17 protein-coding genes are annotated in these 19,120 nt (G+C 36.4%); 9 read left to right on the top strand and 8 right to left on the bottom strand.

Translation table 11 applies throughout. The features are described 5' to 3' along the window. From ACOCEA_RS13860 to upp, 5 genes are all read left to right on the top strand, one after another. Complete coding sequence (locus tag ACOCEA_RS13860) at positions 1-1,077, top strand: efflux RND transporter periplasmic adaptor subunit (protein ID WP_420756856.1); 1,077 nt, start codon at positions 1-3, stop codon at positions 1,075-1,077. 105 nt (positions 1,078-1,182) lie between these two features. Further along, positions 1,183-4,413 (top strand): efflux RND transporter permease subunit, encoded by a 3,231-nt coding sequence (locus ACOCEA_RS13855; protein WP_420756855.1) that lies wholly within the window; start codon positions 1,183-1,185, stop codon positions 4,411-4,413. A 58-nt stretch (positions 4,414-4,471) separates the two neighbouring features. Further along, positions 4,472-4,777 carry a hypothetical protein gene (locus ACOCEA_RS13850; protein WP_420757057.1) on the top strand — a complete coding sequence of 102 codons (306 nt, stop codon included), beginning with the start codon at positions 4,472-4,474 and terminating at the stop codon, positions 4,775-4,777. 12 nt (positions 4,778-4,789) lie between these two features. Next, complete coding sequence (locus ACOCEA_RS13845) at positions 4,790-4,975, top strand: YgaP family membrane protein (protein WP_420756854.1); 186 nt, start codon at positions 4,790-4,792, stop codon at positions 4,973-4,975. Between the two features lie 35 nt (positions 4,976-5,010). Beyond that, on the top strand, positions 5,011-5,664 hold the full coding sequence (upp, locus tag ACOCEA_RS13840) for a uracil phosphoribosyltransferase (RefSeq protein WP_420756853.1): 654 nt from the start codon (positions 5,011-5,013) through the stop codon (positions 5,662-5,664). Between the two features lie 43 nt (positions 5,665-5,707). On the opposite strand, the gene ACOCEA_RS13835 is transcribed toward upp, so the two are convergent. Next, complete coding sequence (locus tag ACOCEA_RS13835) at positions 5,708-8,224, bottom strand: cation-translocating P-type ATPase (protein WP_420756852.1); 2,517 nt, start codon at positions 8,222-8,224, stop codon at positions 5,708-5,710. Positions 8,225-8,370: 146 nt separating this feature from the next. On the opposite strand from ACOCEA_RS13835, the gene ACOCEA_RS13830 reads away from it, so the two are divergent. Together ACOCEA_RS13830 and ACOCEA_RS13825 are read left to right on the top strand one after the other, a co-directional pair. Continuing rightward, the gene (locus ACOCEA_RS13830; RefSeq protein ID WP_420756851.1) at positions 8,371-8,835 is read left to right on the top strand and encodes an Hsp20/alpha crystallin family protein; all 465 of its coding nucleotides are present in this window, start codon (positions 8,371-8,373) and stop codon (positions 8,833-8,835) included. Positions 8,836-8,990: 155 nt separating this feature from the next. Then, on the top strand, positions 8,991-11,651 hold the full coding sequence (locus ACOCEA_RS13825; RefSeq protein ID WP_420756850.1) for a cation-translocating P-type ATPase: 2,661 nt from the start codon (positions 8,991-8,993) through the stop codon (positions 11,649-11,651). On the opposite strand, the gene ACOCEA_RS13820 is transcribed toward ACOCEA_RS13825, so the two are convergent. From ACOCEA_RS13820 to ACOCEA_RS13810, 3 genes are all read right to left on the bottom strand, one after another. Further along, positions 11,610-12,260: a YceI family protein gene (locus ACOCEA_RS13820; RefSeq protein ID WP_420756849.1), complete on the bottom strand. Its 651-nt coding sequence runs from the start codon at positions 12,258-12,260 to the stop codon at positions 11,610-11,612. The genes ACOCEA_RS13825 and ACOCEA_RS13820 overlap by 42 nt on opposite strands. A gap of 20 nt (positions 12,261-12,280) precedes the next feature. Then, entirely contained in the window at positions 12,281-13,006 is a 726-nt protein-coding gene (locus ACOCEA_RS13815; RefSeq protein ID WP_420756848.1) for a peroxiredoxin, read from the bottom strand. Between the two features lie 94 nt (positions 13,007-13,100). Next, positions 13,101-13,901 (bottom strand): patatin-like phospholipase family protein, encoded by an 801-nt coding sequence (locus tag ACOCEA_RS13810; protein ID WP_420756847.1) that lies wholly within the window; start codon positions 13,899-13,901, stop codon positions 13,101-13,103. 173 nt (positions 13,902-14,074) lie between these two features. Here ACOCEA_RS13810 and ACOCEA_RS13805 point away from each other — a divergent pair, with 173 nt between their 5' ends. Both ACOCEA_RS13805 and ACOCEA_RS13800 read left to right on the top strand, forming a co-directional pair. Continuing rightward, positions 14,075-16,072, top strand: coding sequence for a PAS domain-containing protein (locus ACOCEA_RS13805; protein WP_420756846.1), 1,998 nt, complete (start codon positions 14,075-14,077; stop codon positions 16,070-16,072). A gap of 37 nt (positions 16,073-16,109) precedes the next feature. After that, positions 16,110-17,180 (top strand): response regulator, encoded by a 1,071-nt coding sequence (locus ACOCEA_RS13800; RefSeq protein ID WP_420756845.1) that lies wholly within the window; start codon positions 16,110-16,112, stop codon positions 17,178-17,180. Between the two features lie 72 nt (positions 17,181-17,252). On the opposite strand, the gene ACOCEA_RS13795 is transcribed toward ACOCEA_RS13800, so the two are convergent. The 4 genes from ACOCEA_RS13795 to ACOCEA_RS13780 all read right to left on the bottom strand — a co-directional run bounded on the left by ACOCEA_RS13795 (position 17,253) and on the right by ACOCEA_RS13780 (position 19,031). After that, the gene (locus ACOCEA_RS13795) at positions 17,253-17,471 is read right to left on the bottom strand and encodes a DUF6327 family protein (RefSeq protein ID WP_420756844.1); all 219 of its coding nucleotides are present in this window, start codon (positions 17,469-17,471) and stop codon (positions 17,253-17,255) included. Next, positions 17,468-17,818 carry a hypothetical protein gene (locus tag ACOCEA_RS13790; protein WP_420756843.1) on the bottom strand — a complete coding sequence of 117 codons (351 nt, stop codon included), beginning with the start codon at positions 17,816-17,818 and terminating at the stop codon, positions 17,468-17,470. Before ACOCEA_RS13790 ends, ACOCEA_RS13795 begins: the two co-directional genes overlap by 4 nt. Positions 17,819-17,824: 6 nt before the next feature. Beyond that, positions 17,825-18,157, bottom strand: a complete 333-nt coding sequence (locus tag ACOCEA_RS13785) for a YtxH domain-containing protein (RefSeq protein ID WP_420756842.1) — start codon at positions 18,155-18,157, stop codon at positions 17,825-17,827. Between the two features lie 205 nt (positions 18,158-18,362). Beyond that, positions 18,363-19,031: a BON domain-containing protein gene (locus ACOCEA_RS13780; protein WP_420756841.1), complete on the bottom strand. Its 669-nt coding sequence runs from the start codon at positions 19,029-19,031 to the stop codon at positions 18,363-18,365. Positions 19,032-19,120: the final 89 nt, after the last annotated feature.

The raw sequence follows: 19,120 nt of genomic DNA, 5'->3' as shown, positions 1-19,120 counted from the left end.
ATGAAAAGAAAATACATACTAGTGTTAGCGCTATTGGCAATCTTTATTTCTAGTTGTGGAAGTAAGGAAAAACAGGAAATAGCAGATAATTCGTCTGCAATTAAGGTTAACGTAAATGACGTTAGAGAAATAAATAGCAAGCCAAGATTAAATATAAGTGGTAAGATCGAAGCGGTAAATAGCGCCAACATCAGTACACGTATCATGGGTTATATTGATAGGATTAATGTACAAGTAGGGGATAAGGTTCAAAAAGGACAACTACTGTTAAGTATTAATAATACCGATATCTCAGCAAAGTTGGGTCAAGTAAATGCGGGAATTACAGAGGCAACAGCCGCTTATTCTATTGCAGAGAAAGATTTTAACAGGTACAAGGCATTGTTTGAGGAAAATAGTGCGACCCAAAAGGAATTGGATGATATCACGGCGAACCATAATATGGCCAAGGCCAGGTTAGAATCTGCCAAACAAATGAGGAAGGAAGTAGACGCACAATTGTCATACGCTAACATTAGGGCACCCTTTTCTGGCGTAGTAACCAATACGTTTATAAAGGAAGGTGATATGGCTAACCCTGGTATGCCTTTGCTAGAGGTTGAGGCACCTGGAAATTTTCAGGTTATGGCAATGGTACCAGAATCAGAAATTCAGCAGATTAAAAACGATGTTGAAGTAGACGTTCATATTAATGCTATCAACTCGGTTATTAAAGGTAAAGTGTCCGAAGTAAGTACCTCTGCAAAAAATACTGGCGGGCAATATATGGTTAAGGTGGTCTTAGATAAGACTAATGAAAAGTTGCTTTCTGGCATGTATGCTACGGTGCAGTTCCCCTTGGATATGGATACGGAAAGAAGCATGGTCCTCCTTCCAAAAGAAGCCATTGTTAACAGGGGTGAGTTATCTGGGGTGTATACGGTAAGTCAAAATAATACAGCTCTTCTGAGGTGGTTAAGGTTGGGTCGTACATATGGGGATTCAGTAGAGGTTTTAGCAGGACTTTCTGCAGATGAAAAATACATTTTGAGTGCAGAAGGTAAATTGTACAATGGCGCAAAAATAGCAATTCAATAAGCCATAACCAGTCCTATAGCTTTGAACCTTACTATTTGTTTTCACTTTAATTAGATTGAGTACTAGGTGTATAGACCTAACTAAATACCAAAAAATATATAAATAATGAAAGAAGGATTAGCCGGTAAAATTGCCAAAGCATTTATAAGCTCCAAATTAACGGTGCTCTTAATGATTGTTTTTATGGTCATAGGTGTATATACCTCATTCTTGATTCCACGAGAGGAAGAACCACAGATTGATGTGCCCATGGCCGATATTTTTGTGGGCTATCCAGGGGCCAGTCCCACAGAGGTAGAAAGCCGGGTGGTAAAACCCTTGGAAAAATTAATTTCAAACATTAAAGGAGTGGAATATGTCTATGCCACTGCTATGGAAGAAAAGGCAATGGTTATAGTTCAGTTTTATGTAGGTGAGGATATAGAAAGATCATTCGTTAAACTGTATAATGAGATCAATAAGCATATGGATATTATGCCGCAAGGTGTTACATTTCCATTGGTTAAGACCCGTGCCATTGATGATGTGCCTATGTTGGGCCTAACCTTATGGAGCGATAGTTACGATGATTATCAATTAAAACAGATAGCCCAAGAACTTACCAATGAAATAGAAAAGGTTAACGATGTCTCTGCTACTAAACAAATAGGTGGGAGAAATAGGCAATTACGCGTGGTTCTTGACAAAGATAAAATGGCTGAGAGTGGATTGGATTTTCTGTCAGTAGCAGAAATGATACGAGCAAACAACCAGCAATTGAGTAGTGGTAGTTTTGATAAAAACGATACGGAATTTTTGGTTTCAACAGGTAATTTTCTGAAAACAACAGAAGATGTTGAGCAACTTGTGGTGGGAGTACAGAAAGAACGCCCTATTTATTTAAACCAAATTGCTGAAATCAAAAATGGACCGGAATTGCCCAAAAATTATGTTTCCTTAGGTTTTGGGAATGCAAGTGAAAAAGGGGCATCGTATACATCTGAATACCCCGCGGTTACCATTTCCATAGCCAAAAGAAAAGGTGCTGATGCCATGAAGATTTCCGATATAATTTTGGAGAAGATATCACATCTTCAAAAAACCCTGATACCAGATGATGTGCATGTTGAGGTAACCAGAAATTACGGGGAAACAGCTTCCCACAAGGTCTCTGAATTATTAATGCACCTTATTGGGGCTATTATTGCCGTAACCTTAGTGGTGATGTTGGCCATGGGCTGGCGTGGTGGTCTAGTGGTTTTTCTTTCTGTACCAATTACGTTTGCACTTACCCTGTTAAGTTATTATATGTTGGACTATACCCTTAACCGGATTACATTATTTGCCTTGGTGTTTGTTACGGGTATAGTTGTAGATGATTCAATAATCATTGCTGAGAATATGCATCGGCATTTTAAAATGAAACGCTTGCCCTTTAAACAGGCTGCCCTATATGCCATTAATGAAGTAGGCAACCCTACTATTTTGGCAACATTTACCGTAATAGCCTCAGTACTTCCCATGGCTTTTGTGTCTGGTCTAATGGGGCCTTATATGTCCCCTATGCCAATTGGGGCATCAATTGCCATGATCTTGTCTCTTTTTGTAGCCTTGACCATTACCCCATATTTAGGGTACATCTTTCTTCGGGAAAAAGATAAAAAAGGAACTCAAAAACAGGAAAAACCTTTAGAAGATACTTTTATCTATAAAGTTTATAAAAAGTATGAAAGCCCATTGATCGAGAATAAAAAGAAGCGTTGGGTATTTTTAGGAGTCACCTTTTTATTACTGTTGGGCTCAATGGGTCTCTTTTTTACAAAATCGGTTGCAGTGAAAATGTTGCCTTTTGATAATAAAAATGAATTTCAGGTAGTAATAGATATGCCAGAAGGTACTACGTTGGAACGTACTGGTGTAGTGGCCAAGGAAATAGCCCAGTATCTTTCTACCCGTCCAGAAGTAGTCAATTACCAGAGTTATGTGGGTACATCGGCCCCAATAACATTCAATGGACTGGTACGGCATTATGATATTAGGGGGGGCAGTAATATGGCAGATATCCAGGTGAACCTTATCGATAAAAAGGAACGTAGCGCCCAAAGTCATGGTATAGCCAGTTCAATGAGACAAGAAATTCAGGCAATTGGTGAAAAATTCAATGCCAATATTAAAATAGTAGAGGTGCCGCCAGGACCGCCCGTGCTTTCCACCATAGTGGGTGAAATATATGGTCCTGATTACGATACACAAATGTATGTTGCCAATGAAGTGCAAAATATCCTTAAGGAAACTAATGATGTGGTAGATGTAGACTGGATGGTTGAGGCCGATCAAACGGAGTATAAATTTGTGATAGATAAGAAAAAAGCAATGCTTTATGGTATTGCTCCACAACAGATTGTACATACTATGAATATGGCGCTTTCAGAAAGGGCGATAACTACATTATATGATGAGGATGCCTCTGAACAGGTTGGGTTGATCTTGTCACTTGATGAAAAGGCTAAATCTACCTTAACCGATATTTCACAGTTAAAGGTAAAATCCAATCAAGGAAATATGGTGACGATTGGTGATTTAACCGATGTTCAAAATACGACCAAAGCAAAGAGTATTTACAGGAAGAACCAAAAGCGTGTTGTCTATGTACTTGCCGATATGGCTGGGAAATTGGAGAGTCCCGTATACGCTATTTTAGGTATGACCGATAAACTAATGGAAATTAAGCTTCCAACAGGGTATCGTATGGATGAACTTTATATTAAACAGCCAGATTTTGAAGACAATTATACGGTTAAATGGGACGGGGAGTGGCAAATTACCTTAGAGGTTTTCCGTGACCTGGGGCTGGCATTTTTAGGCGTAATAATCATTATTTATATTCTCATAGTAGGATGGTTCCAAAATTTTAAGGCACCCATTGTCATGATGGTAGCGATACCATTATCGTTAATTGGGATTGTACTGGGACATTGGATGTTAGGGGCATTTTTTACGGCCACTTCATTTATTGGCATGATCGCTTTGGCTGGTATAATGGTCCGAAATTCGGTATTGCTCATTGATTTTATCAATTTGAGACTGGCAGAAGGCATACCTTTAAAATTGGCCGTAATAGAAGCGGGAGCGGTGCGTACCACACCAATTTTATTAACCGCAGGTACTGTGGTAATTGGAGCCTTTGTGATACTCTTTGACCCTATTTTTCAAGGATTGGCCATTTCGTTAATGGGCGGTACCATTGTATCCACGGTTTTAACCCTATTGGTGGTACCATTGGTTTATTATATGATAGAACGGAAAAAGTACACTGATGAAGAATTAGGGGATTTGACTGAAGAGCGTATAGAGTAAGGGGAGCTTAAATTAAAATCAGTTTACAAATACCTGTATAACGTAAATATTTGATATGATGAAATTACTTATAGTCACAGTTGTTGAGCAATTTGAAAAAGATATTATCCGTCTCTTTAAAATGGCTAAAATTGAGAGCTATAGCGGCTCTGATATTGATGGATATAAAAACCCAACTTCCATTTTAAAAACCTCTAGTTGGTTTCCTAGTGAAAAGGGAGGAGTGGAATCTAGTTTATTCTTTTCTTTTACCGAGGAAGAGAATATTGATTTGCTTTTTGGGTTGATTAAGGATTTTAATTCAAAATTGGAAACCAACAATCCAATAAAGGCAGTGGTCGTACCCATAGAAAAACAAATTTAAAAATAGAATAACATGAAAAATAGGATCGTAAGGGCAGTAGCAGGCTCATTTATACTCATAAGTTTGGTATTGGCCATTTATGTAAATATCCATTGGCTATGGTTTACAGCGTTTGTGGGCGTCAATCTTTTACAGTCAGCCTTTACCAAATGGTGTTTAATGGAAGATATTTTAAGCAAATTTGGAATCAAGGATTAAGTAATTATCCTTATTTTTAAAATAAATGAAAACTAATGACGGTTCATGACTTTAGTGAAGGGAATTCAATAGTAAATCAATTTATTGCGGAGATCAGGGATGTTGAAATCCAAAAGGATCCCATGAGGTTTCGTAGAAATATTGAACGTATTGGTGAAGTGTTGAGTTATGAATTGAGCAAATCCTTGAATTACAAAAATACTCAAGTAAAAACCCCGTTCGGGACTAAAGAAATGTCTTTACCAAATGATCAAATGGTATTATGTTCTGTATTGCGTGCAGGTTTACCATTGCACCAAGGCATGTTGAATTATTTTGATGGTGCGGAGAATGCATTTATTTCTGCCTACCGTCACCATCGGGGCGATGAAGATGCTTTCGAGGTTGTTGTGAAATATTTTGCCGCGCCATCTTTAGAAGGTAAAACCTTAGTACTTACGGATCCCATGTTGGCAACAGGAAAAACTTTGGAGAATGTACTCAGTTCATTAAAGGAGCACGGAACACCTAAACAAATTCATATTATTTCTGTTATTGGCTCTAAGACGGGTATGGAACATATTAAAAAAGTATTCCCCAAAAACACCCATCTCTGGATAGCGGCAATCGATTCTGAATTAAATAATAAGGGATATATACTACCAGGAATAGGGGATGCAGGGGATTTGGCATTTGGTGTGAAACTATAGGCCTTGTTTAACAATTAGTGGACGTTTATTTAGTTATCCCTTCCTACTTTTCTGCTATACCCTTATTTATTCTTTTTCTCCATTTTACCAATTCATACCAGAGCACCGAAACACTTCCAGCTAGTAAGGAAGTAAATACCTGTTTTATAGATAATAATTCAAATTGTAAAAATTTTGTAAATGGTGGTACCACCAAAAGTAAAGTTGTCAAAATCAGTGTGACACCTATTATTAAGGGTACCAATCTATTTTTATATTTCATGGTGGTCCAAATAGAATAATAAAAGGAACGGTTTACCAAGGTTAAAAAAATATTTGAAAATATCAATGTTAAAAAAACCATGGTTCGCACCACTTCTTCATTATAATTTTGATTTACGGCATATTGGTAAATAGTTAAAGTGCCTATAGTAATTAGGATACCTTGTATGATACTTGTCCATAATTCCTTAAAATTAAAAAAAGTAGTTGTAAAGGGTCTTGGCCGCTGAATCATAGTATTCTTTTCCATAGGTTCGTTTTCATAAATAATGGAACAAGTGGGCCCCATAATCAACTCTAAAAGGATAACATGAGAAGGAGAAAAAATAGTTGGGTACAACCAACCAAGGGCTAATGGAGTGAATACGGTAAGGATTATAGGAATGTGGATTGATATGATATATTGTATGGCTTTTTTAAGATTCGTATAAATTTTCCTTCCAAAACCTACTGCTTCCACTAATTTAGAAAGATCATCCTCTACTAAGATTAGCGATGCGGCATCCTTGGCTATTTCAGTACCTTTTTTACCCATGGCAATTCCAAAATGTGACGCTTTTAATGCAGGACCGTCATTTACGCCATCACCAATCATGGCTACTACTTCATTATTTGCTTTTAATGCATTTATGATGCGTAATTTGGCATCAGGGAACATTCTGGTAAATACTTGGGTTTCCTTCACTTTTTCTTGCAATTCAGAATCTTGTAATTGCATTAATTCACTTCCGGTCATAGCCCTGTTATATCCCTTAAATTCAATTTGCTTGGCTATGGCAGAAGCTGTTTCGGCATAGTCGCCAGTTACTAGTTTTACGTTTATTCCGGCATCATCAAATTTTTTGAGTACACCTTTTATATTTTCCTTTGGTGGGTCATAAAATGCAACAATCCCTAAAAATTCAAATTCAAGTTCTTGTTGTTTTTTTGGATAATGCTCCCCTTCAAAATTAGTTATGCCAACACCTAATAATCGGTACCCTTTCTTACCTAAGGTATATATAGTTTCTGCTATTTTACTTTTTTCTTGTTTTGTTAATTTGGAAATTTCTAAAAACGCTTCGGGTGCTCCTTTTGCAGCAACTTTCTTTTGTCCTTTCCCATTTTCAAAAAAATGCGTCATCATTGGTGGTTTCCCGCCTAAGGGGTATTCATGAACCATAGAATAATTTGGTCTTTCATCAACATCCACAACGTTTTGATACGCTTCATGAAGGGCCTGCTCCATCGGGTCAAAGGGGATAGGTTCACTCGCCCACATAGCCGATGTGATTAGTTCTTTTTCGGCCGGGCCCATTTTTTCATTTAAAGTAGAAACCTTACCTGTTTTTATAGAAAAGAGCTGAACTAAACTCATTTTGTTTTCGGTTATAGTACCCGTTTTGTCAACACAGATTACTGTAGCGCTGCCCAAGGTTTCCACGGTTTTAATATGTTTTACTACGACACCCATTTTCATTAATCGCCAAGCTCCTAAGGCCATGAAGGTGGTAAAAGCTACGGGAATTTCTTCGGGCAAAATGCTCATGGCAAGCGTAAGTGCCTTTAATAAGCTGTCTAATATATCGTTGGATTTAAAAAAGTTTATGCCCCAGACCATTAAAAACATTACTCCGCCCCAGATGGACATATTTTTTACAAAATTTGATATTTGGCGTTCTAAAGGTGTTTTTTCCTCTTTTATATCAGATAGGCTTTGCCCTATATTACCAAGTTGTGTATGATTACCTATCTCAGTGATTTGGACAATAGCTAAGCCCGTTGTTACGGTAGTCCCACTAAATATCTTATTATCTTGTTTTGTGGCATCTTTAAAGATGGCAAAAGATTCACCTGTTAAAAGTGATTCATCAACAGAGAAATCATTTGAATGTGTTATAACACCATCTGCCGGAATCATATTTCCTTCCTCAACCATAAGGTTGTCGCCCACAACCAAATCCTCAATAGGGACCTCCAGCAAATTACCATTGCGTATTACTTTACTATTGGGCTGGGTCAATTTCTTAAGTTTTTCCAATGCACCACGACTTCGGGAATCTTGATATAAAGAAATAGAACCAACTAGTATTATTGCTGAAGCCAAAAAGATGCCATCACCAACATTGCCACTAATAAAATATATACTAGAGGCCACTGCCAATAGAATGACCATAGGTTCCAAAATAATAGCTTTAAGGGCTATAAAAAGTGGATTTTCCTTTTTAAACTCTAAACTGTTCTTGCCATGTAAGGCCCTAGATTTAATTACTTCTTCGCTGGTAAGTCCTTTGATTCCAAAGTCGGCGGGGTTAAACATCTAATTTAATTTACGATACTCTAAAGTAATTAAAATTAGATAACCCTTAAATGTTTACTGACTGATCTACATCATTTTATGCGAGGGTCCTTGGACGTATTTTCGAAGTATTAAATACAAAATGTTAAACCTTAAAACAATTAATTATGTCACTAGTAAAATTTAAAAGAAGACCATTTGGTAATTTAATTACTCAAGATTTCTTCGATATGGATGATTTTTTTGATAATAGAAGATGGGTAAGGGATATGCTACCAGATCGTTTTTGGAACGGAAAAAGAACGGAACCTGCCTTAAATATCAAAGAGACAGAGGACCATTTTGAAATTGAGTTGGCAGCACCTGGTTTTACAAAAAAGGATTTTGAAGTTACCATTGATGATGGTTGTCTAAACATAGCTGCGGAAAAATCAACCTCAGAAGAGGAAAAAGAAGAAAATTACACACGTAAGGAGTTTAGCTATCAGGCATTTGAACGTTCATTACAGTTGCCAGATAGTGTAAAAGAAGAAGCCATAAAAGCATCTTATAAAGATGGTATCCTGAGCTTTAATCTTGCAAAAAAGGAAGAAGCTAAAAAACTACCTCCCAAAAAAGTTCAGATTGCATAATGAAACAATAAATTAAGCTTTTCTTTTTATGCAACGCCCTTCTGTCTAAACCTAAATGCGTCCATTTATAAAAGGTTAGCTAGAAGGGTTTTTTTGTTTTATTTCAAATGAAGCGTTTTAAAAAACCTACTGAATTTTAGCTTTATCCTTTTTGCATGCAACAAGATTATCCGTTTACTTTAAAACCTTTGGATATTGCGTCCAGTTTGGGCAGCGACTTAGATAAAGGACTTAGCTTGGACAAGGCCAGGGAAAATTTAATGAAATATGGTGAAAATCAAGTACCAGAGCATAGACCCAAAAAAAGAGGACGCATACTAATAGATCAGTTAGCAGACCCAATAATTTACATATTGATAGTTGCTGCAATCATGGCACTTTTTTTTCGTAACTGGTTAGAGGGTTTTGCCATTTTCGTAGTAATACTCATCTCCATTTCCATTGGTTTTATAATGGAATTTAAGGCTGTACGTTCGCTAGAGGCATTGCGTAAAATGGGGCAAGCCGTAACTACGGTTATACGGTCAGGACAAATAGTACATAGTAAAGCTTCTGAATTAGTTCCTGGTGATATTGTCCTTTTAGAAAGTGGTGATGTTATTTCTGCCGATGCAAGATTGGTTACCGCGGATAACCTAAGTGTGAAAGAATCTGCCCTTACTGGGGAAAGTATAGCCGTATCTAAAAACACAGAAATCATTGTTCCTTTAGATACGCCAGTTACACATCAGCACAACATGGTCTTTAAGGGCACTACAGTTATGACTGGATTTGGAAAAGCCATTGTTACTGCCACTGGAATACACAGTCAATTAGGAGGGATTCAACAAATGGGCATAGATGCCCAAAAACATGTTGCCCCATTAGAAAAAAAACTAAATCAATTGAGCAAATGGCTTATTTGGCTTACTATCATACTAGCTACTATGGTCGTGGTTTTTGGCTATCTAAGGGGTGAGGATTTAGTAAGAATGATTGATACAGGGGTGGCTCTTGCAGTGGCGGCAATTCCTGAAGGCCTGCCAATCGTGGCTACCATTGCATTGGCAAAAGGTATGTTACGCCTGTCTAAAAAGCAGGTCATTATTAAAAAGATGGAAGCAGTAGAAACGCTGGGTGCCACGGATATCATCTGTACAGATAAGACAGGAACGCTTACCGAAGATAAAATGAAAGTACATTCCTTGATACTAGCTGACAGGATAGTTGATGTTTTAGATAAAGATAAAAACGAACTGGATTTTGTAAAGAACTCGCAGGATTTTGAAATTATTGTTTTAGCCAGTATACTTTGTAATAATGTTAAACATAGTTCTTCATTTGCCCATAGGGATGCCTTAGAAATAGCACTATTGGAATTTGCCGAACAAATGGGTTATGAACCAGACAACATCAGAAAGAAGTTTCCGGAAATAATGGAATTGCCATTTAATGCCAAAAGGAAGCTAATGGCAACGGCTCATAAAACGGAAAAAGGCTATCTAGTTTTTGTCAAGGGAGCCTACGAAAATATAGTAGGGCTTTGCAATACTACATATAAACAGGGTAATAAAGTTTCGTTGGATAATCATGAAAAATGGGATGCACAAGTTGATACATTGGCCTATACCGGGTTGCGTACATTGGCGTTTGCATTTAAAAATATGGACCAAGTACCCACTATTGAAACAATGTTGCAAGAACTTTCATTTATTGGGGTTATTGGGTGTTTAGACCCTGCCAGAAATGATGTGAAGGAAACTATAGAAGTATACAGGAATGCGGGGATAAAAGTAGTTATGGTAACGGGTGATCACCCTGGCACTTCTAAGAAAATAGCTGAGGAAATTGGGTTGCTACCTAAAAATGCCGCATTGGATAAAGTGGTTACGGGAGAAAATTTAAAAAAGTTAGGCTTTAATGGCAATAAGTTAAACCATAATTTACTTGATGTAGTGGTATTTGCAAGAACATCACCTGAACAGAAATTAGACCTTATAAAATTTTATCAGGAAAATAACCATGTAGTGGGTATGATCGGTGATGGAATAAATGATGTTCCCGCATTAAGAAAAGCGGATATTGGTATTACTATGGGCATCAGGGGCACTGGAGCGGCAAGGGAGGTAGCAGATGTTATTTTAAAAAATGACAAGTTTACTGCTATAGAACTGGCCATTCACCAAGGTAGGGTAGTATTTCAAAATATAAGGCAATTTGTGGTGTATTTACTATCCTGTAATTTGGCTGAGATTCTATCCGTAGGTTTGGCGGCACTACTAAGTTTGCCATCGCCCTTATTGCCCTTGCAAATATTATTTTTAAACTTGGTTACCGATACTTTTCCAGCATTGGCATTGGGTATGGGAAAAGGTCAAAAAGATATCATGAAAAAACCACCTAGAAGCTCAAAGGAGCCTATTATGACTACTTATGATTGGAAAACAACCATCTTGTATGGTATCACTATAACAATGGCCGTATTGGGTATTGTAATGTATTCAGATAGGGTTTTAGAGCTTAGGCCAATTACTATTAACAATATGGCTTTTTTTACCTTGGTCTTCGCCCAATTACTTAATGTGTTTAATATGCCCGGGCCATCCCAAAATTTTATTAAAAACGAGGTAACTACCAACAAATGGGTTTGGGGTGCCATCATATTGTCTGTTTTTATAACATTAAGTGCATACGCGATACCAAAAGTGGCCATGGTACTTTCATTGGAGTATTTAACCGTTAGTCAATTGGGATTAGCTGTGATTTTTGCTTTTGCCTCCTTAATAGTTGCGCAGTTATTGGTTAGAATTGGAGTTTTTTTTAAAGGGTATTTTTAAGTTAATGTCAAAATTGGGCCAAAGTTTCGATATTTTGTCGGCTCCCATATGCAATTCATAGCATTCTCTATTTAAACTACTAATAGCATTATCCCCACTCCAGTTGGTGAGGTCTATAGTTGTGTTGATTAAAAGTGTGTCCTCTTTTTTAGAATACATGTAGTCTACGGTATCTTTAATTTTATTGAGTTCTAAAGTCAAATGTCCCTTTCCACCCGCTGCATCTAAAATTTCGCCCCATATAGTATCCGTATTCATGACATTAAAGAAATGGGTACGTATTTTATCATCCCTAATTTCATTGCCACTATTTACCGATTTGGTGTTAATAACAATTTTATCACCTATCAAAAATTTTTCCAAGGATGAAGTTTCATTATTCAGCAGTAGTTCAAAATTGTTAAAAGTGCCACTAACACCAACTTTATCTGTAAACTTATATGCTGTCCATACTAATTTTGCTTTGTTCTCAACAGCAGAATAAGTTGTATCTGCCATCACCATTGGAGTGGCATCACTATTTTCTTTCTCTTCTTTTTTAGATTTCTTACAGGAAAAAAGTAGGGTGCAAAAAAAGAGTATGGTGATATACCTTAACTTCGAATTCATTATGTCTTTTTTAATTGTGATTATTCTTTTAAAACGGCTTCTAAAACTTTGTTCTTTGGTAATTTTTGAGTGCAGAAGAACCAATCGGAACATTCCATATCCGAATTTTTTGTTTCCACACGTTCTGAGGCCGTACCACATGATCCCGCTGGTGGTACAATGACGTCATCACCTGGTTGCCAATCTGCGGGTGTAGCCACTGAAAATTTATCTGCAGTCTGCATAGCTATCAAGGCCCTGTATATTTCATCAAAATTTCTTCCTAAACTTAATGGGTAATAGATAATGGCCCTAATAATGGCACTTGGATCTATGAAAAAAACAGCCCGCACGGCTTGTGTCTTGCTCTCGCCAGGTTGTATCATCCCATATTTTTTAGCAATTTCCATAGAAATATCCTCTATTAGTGGAAACTTGACCTCTACATTTTTATAATCCTTAAACTTTATTTTTTCCTTAATGGCCCTTAACCATGCTATATGGCTGTAAAGCCCATCGATAGACAGACCAACAAGTTTACAATTGGCCTTTGCAAACGTATCTTCCAAACTGGCAAACCTTATGAATTCTGTTGTACATACAGGCGTGAAGTCTGCTGGATGACTAAAAAGAATGACCCACTTTCCTTTATATTCCATTGGAAAATTAATTTCCCCTTGGGTAGTCACAGCTGAAAATTTTGGCGCGATATCGCCAATTCTTGGCATGGGGATAACCTGTTCTTTAGATGCAAATAAAGTTTCCATAGCTTCAAGTTTTAAATTTTATTAAAATTAGTTTAGAAACCGAAGTCATGGAATGACGTACATCAGGCATAAATTTTTTGCAATAGTGGCATCGTTATCCCTTAATGGGCTGATTAGGTGTATACGATTTAAGTGCTTGCTTCGCAGCTGCATACCCTATATCAAAAATGGTATCTATCTTGTTTAAAGAGAATAAACCGAAATTTCCAATATTCTCAGGTCGTATAAGAATATCACAATCATCGAACTTTACCCTATTATCACTGGTCATCATTATATGATAGGCACGTTCCATTACATTGTGCGCATGTTTTAGGTCCTCTTTTTTAATAACCCCAAAAGGGTTTACAAAAACACCTATAATTTGTTCGCAATACATTTTTATTAAGTCTACAGGGAAATTGTTAAGTGTACCTCCATCACTATAATAACCATTTTTTATCTGTATGGGCACAAAAATACCCGGTACTGCTGCAGAGGCCAAAATAGGTTTTATGAGCTCACCACTATGAAATACCTTTAAAGTACCATCTAGCAGATTGGTAGCCGTAATATAAAGTGGTATATGAAGGGATTCAAAGCTATCACTAGGGAAATAAGATTTAAAATGATCATAGAATTTGCTGGTATCCACTATACCTGGTTGGCTTCGCGCATATTTCTTAACACTGAAAATTTGTGTAGATTTAAAAAAATCCAACATTTCATTCCAAGGGCAGCCTGCTGCATAAAGTGCACCAACAATGGCACCAGCGCTAGTGCCTGCAATATGGGTCGGCTGTATGCCTTTTTCCTCTAATGCCCTAATCACGCCAACATGGGCAATTCCACGTGCACCACCTCCGGAGAGTACCAAACCGGTATTCATTTTCAAATACATTATTGTTCGTGTCAAAAATAGTCGTGTAGGCTTCAGCTTAAAATGATTATTGTCATATGCCATGCCACACATATATGACCAATATCATTTTTGGCCGTTTGTCACATTGATATATTTACATAACTGCGTATTTGTAACGCGTAGTGGTTCCCCCCGCCTTGTTATTTGAATTCATATGCTAAAATACTATGCAGTTAGAAAAGGAAGTTGACAATCAGTATTTTATTAAATATCTAGATGCTGCCTCTTGTATTTATATAGTGTTAAATCCAGACCATACATTGGCAATGGTTAATAGGAAGGCGTGCGAAATTCTAGGTTTTGATCGGGATGAGATTATTGGTAAGAACTGGTTTGAAAAATTTATTCCCAAATCGGATAGGAAAGAATTGATAAGGTTATTTGACCTAATTATATCCGGTGAAATAGAACCGCCAAAGATGTACGAGAATTGGGTTTTGACCAATGGTAACCAAAGGAAACTAATCAGATGGAACAATACTTTACTAAGGGATAGGAAGAATAATGTATTAGGACTTATAAGTTCTGGCGCAGATTTCACCCAATATAGAGACATTCTGGAGACATTGAACATTCGTGACAAGGCCTTGGAAACTGCAGGTAATGGTATTGTTATTGCAGATGGTACACACCCAGATTTGCCAGTTATATATTGTAATACGGCTTTTTTAAAATTAACGGGTTATGAAAAAAATGAAGTTATAGGTAAGAATTGCAGATTCTTACAGAATGATGACCGAGATCAACAAGAAATAAATAAAGTATCACAGGCAATTCTAAAAAAAACTTCATGTAGAGTGGTCCTACGCAATTACCGAAAAAATGGCGATATGTTCTGGAATGAATTAAGCATTACCCCATTATTTGATGATAACCAAAAGCTCACGCATTTTATTGGTGTTCAGAACGATGTTACAAAGATGTTACAATCACAAAAAAAACTAGAGGAGTATACAGAGACATTGGAACTAAAAGTTGAAAATAGAACTAGTGAACTAAGAGACACTATAAAGAAACTTGAGGTAACCAATATAAGTTTAGGGAAACAAATTATTTTTAGAAGAAAGGCAGAGGATAAACTACGAACCAGTCATGCCATGTTCGTGGCAATTGCGAAAAACTTCCCCAAAGGTGTAATAATTGTATTTAATAAAGATTTTGAACTGGTTTATTTAGAAGGAAAAGAACTGGAGCGAATAGACTTTAAAAAAGAAGATTTTGAAGGCCTAACAATTCATGAAATTTCCATTATTACCGAGGCACAGAAAAGTGTGTTAATACAGGAAATAACCAAGACATTAAAAGGAAATTCCATTTCTTCCGAAATTGAATTTCAAAATCAAACATATACAGTAAACTCCACACCTCTTTATTCTGATGATAAAGAAACCGTATGGGCCCTGTTTGTATATAACAACGTTACCGAACAGAAACAGGTACAGCATCAATTGGAAAATGCCTTGAAATCTGAACAGGAACTTAACGAATTAAAATCGCGTTTTATATCTATGGCATCACACGAGTTTAGAACGCCATTAAGTGCCATTTTATCATCTGCGATTCTTATTGGTAAACAAAATGAAATTGGAAAGGAGGACTCTAGGTTAAAGCACGTGGCACGAATCAGAAACAATGTAAAAAATCTTGTGGTAATCCTAAACGATTTTCTCTCATTAAGCAAATTGGAAGAGGGTAGGGTAAAGGCCAACCCACAATATTTTGAATTGGTGCAATTCTGTAGAATAGTTATAGATGAAATGGAGTCTGTAAAAAAAGAAGGTCAAACCATACAATTAAGGTCAAGATATAACAATGTAATTGTTTATCTAGATCCTAAATTAGTGAGCCACATATTAATAAACTTACTTTCTAATGCCACTAAATATTCTTCTGAAGGTCAAATAATAATAATGGAAGTTATTCCGGGAAATAAATTTTTACAATTAACCGTAACCGATAACGGTATAGGAATACCAAAAAATGAACAGAAGCATCTTTTTGAGCGCTTTTTTAGAGCTAATAATGCTGGCTATATACAGGGCACAGGATTAGGGCTACATATAGTTAAACAATATTCACAGCTAATGGGGGGCGACATAAGTTTTACCAGTGAACCTGGTGAACCAACAGTTTTTAAATTGGAATTGCCATTAAAAATGAAGTGATGGATCATGCTTTTATAAACATAACAGTAGACTAAAAATGAAAAAAATATTATTAATAGAGGATAACCAGGACGTACGCGAAAATACAGCGGATATCCTTGAATTGGAAAACTATAAAGTACTTACTGCTGAAGATGGCAAAATAGGAGTTGTGAGGGCCAAACAATTTAAACCAGATATAGTGGTTTGCGACATAATGCTACCAGAATTGGATGGGTATGGTGTGTTACAAAAATTATCAGAGGATCCTAGTACTTCTAGCATACCATTTATATTTCTGACGGCCAAAACAGATAAGGCAGATATAAGACTTGGAATGAATTTAGGTGCAGATGATTATTTGACCAAGCCCTTTGAAGAAAAGGAATTATTAGATGCCATAGCCATACGCTTAAAGAAGAACGAATTCTTAAAAAAAGAGATAACCAGAAACGTACAGGGACTCACCTCATTTTTAGAAGAAGCATCGGATTATATGGATTTGGAAAGCCTTTCCAAAAATCATGAATTAAGGGAATATGAAAAAAAGGAAATTATATTTTGGGAAGGAGATAACGCACACTCCCTTTATTTTGTAGAAAGTGGTACTATTAAAACGTACAAAAGCACTGAGGCAGGTAAGGAATTTGTGACCGGATTGTATAGTTCGGGAGATTTTATTGGGCAATTGTCTTTATTGAACACAAACGGGAAATATGTAGAAAATGCGATGGTTTTAGAAGATGCTAAGTTAAGTGTAATCCCCAAAAAGAGTTTTACCAAGTTATTACACGGAAACCCCGTTGTATCTAAAAAGTTTATTAGTATGATATCCAATAATCTTATAGATGTTCAAAAGCAATTGGTGGCAATGGCTTTTGCGCCTGTAAGACAAAGGGCCGCAAAAGCACTTTTGGAATTATACAATAAAGGTATCATTAAGGAAAAGCCCAATGGCGGAATGGGTATAGCACGTGAGGATTTCGCAGGTATGATTGGTACGGCCACGGAAACAGCCATAAGAACCTTGTCTGATTTTAAAGATGAGGGATTGATCACTACCGATCATGGCCGAAGAATCATTGTTTTGGATATTCAGGAATTAAAAGAGATTGCAGATTTTGGGTAGGTAAGTATAAATTGCAATAATTCTGTCTATGTAATGTTGTTGCCAAAACTGATATTTGACTCCTACATCTATTTAATGTGACCTTCTAAAAATCCTTGAAAGTTTTTGAATGGCAAAAGTTAATATCATTTGTTGAATAGATCCTTTAAAATTGCCAAGCAGATTGGTAGGATACATGTCTGTTTTAACCCTATTCAATTTAAACTTAAGATTTTCAATATGAATTTCCCTGCTAAGTTTTATTATTCTTAGACGCTCATCTATTTCCTCAAAAGTGTGGTATTGTTTCATAATTTCTCAAAATAATAGGTTGAGAATTTAGCCAATAATGGTCGGTTTAACTGTTTTCTAAAAATATATATTATGGCACTTATAATTAGATAAAAACCTGCAACTATCACAAAGCCTAAATAGTAACTATCATATACTTCACATAAGGCCAAAGAAGCTCCTATGGATAGAAAAAGAAGTACAAAAAGTATCCCTAGACTTAATAGTGCAGATTTTATGGTAGACGTAAGAAAGCGCATAAAGACCTTAAAAATTTTAAGCTCTATATATTCCTCACTTAATTCAACATAAGACCTTATATCGGCATCAGCCTCTATAAGGTCATTTTTTAGTTCTTTGAACACCATGCCGTTTTATTTTTTTTGTAGTTGGGCATTTTTCTTTTTAAGGTCTTCAAGTTTACGTTCTAAGGTAGCAATGATATCATCAGCCTTATAACTCATGGTTGATATGGCTTCATCCAATTTACGATCTATCGCATCCTTTTTTTCATTGGCTGTTTTTGTAAGCTCTTCTTTGGCATGTGTAACACGTTCCGCAAGATCGTGCCCAGTGTCTTCTACCTTTCTTTTAATCCTATTTCTAGTATCAACACCTTTTTCAGGTGCATATAAAATTCCAAATCCTGCACCTATGGCAGCACCTGTCAATAGGGCCAAAAGTACATTTCCATTATCGTTTGTCATGGTTTATAATTTAATTATTAGTAATTCATTTACTGTTTAAATGTAACTCGACTTGGAAATAATTGAAATGATTTATATCATGTTTCCTTACTCCTGTTCCTTCACCAAAGAAATCTTATTTTAATAATTCAATTAGTTTCAGCCTTTATACTGATTTAGGATTAACCACAGAAAATCAAAATTAGGTTGGACGATACGTTGCTTTTCACGCAAATTCTGGGTAGGCTTGTATTATTATATCATTTTGTACTTTTTTAACCCCTGGGGCTAAATATGCTGTTTTTTCCGCTTTTTCCTTTTCCCATAAAGAATGTACCCTTCCCTTTAATTGCACGGTGGATCCGTCTACCTGTACCCTAATGCCCTTATCCCGTAAAAAAACAGACCTTTCTAAAGCGTTGCTAATTTGTTCTTCTATGTTTAAGGACTTCTTTTCTGGTATAATATTAATATTGTTTACTACTTCCTTGACACCTAGGAGATTTTGGAGTTCCCAGCTGGCTGCATCTTTTTGGTATTCCCATTGTACAATACCGGACAAATAAATATAGCCGTCCTCTACAAATATGGTTATGGAATCTTGTGGTACGGTAGTATTCCATTCTAAGGCCTTAACCGCGGCCTTTGCAATTTCCTTATCTGTTTTTTTGTAGTCATCACCATATTTTACTTCTATATCCTCAGCTACAGCTTTTACCCCAAACACTCTTTTTGCTGCTTTATTAGCGGCCACTTTTTTCTGGTAGTCATCTACTTGACCGCTTAACGTTACTACACCATCTTCTACAATAACACCTATTTGGGTTTCGTCTAAGTTAGGCTCCCACTTCAATTCTGCTAAAACATCATTCCTTATTTCCAAGTCGCTTCTCATGATTGAATAATTTGTATTTCATAAAAATAATAGGATCCCATTTTTATTAAAATGACATGTGTCAGTATTTCCGTCTTTAATCACGAGGC

The organism is Maribacter luteocoastalis (genome assembly GCF_048890225.1).
GTDB classification, from domain to species: Bacteria; Bacteroidota; Bacteroidia; order Flavobacteriales; family Flavobacteriaceae; genus Maribacter; species Maribacter luteocoastalis.
Note: the sequence above shows the minus strand (reverse complement) of the source record. Positions and strands in the feature narration are given on the sequence as shown.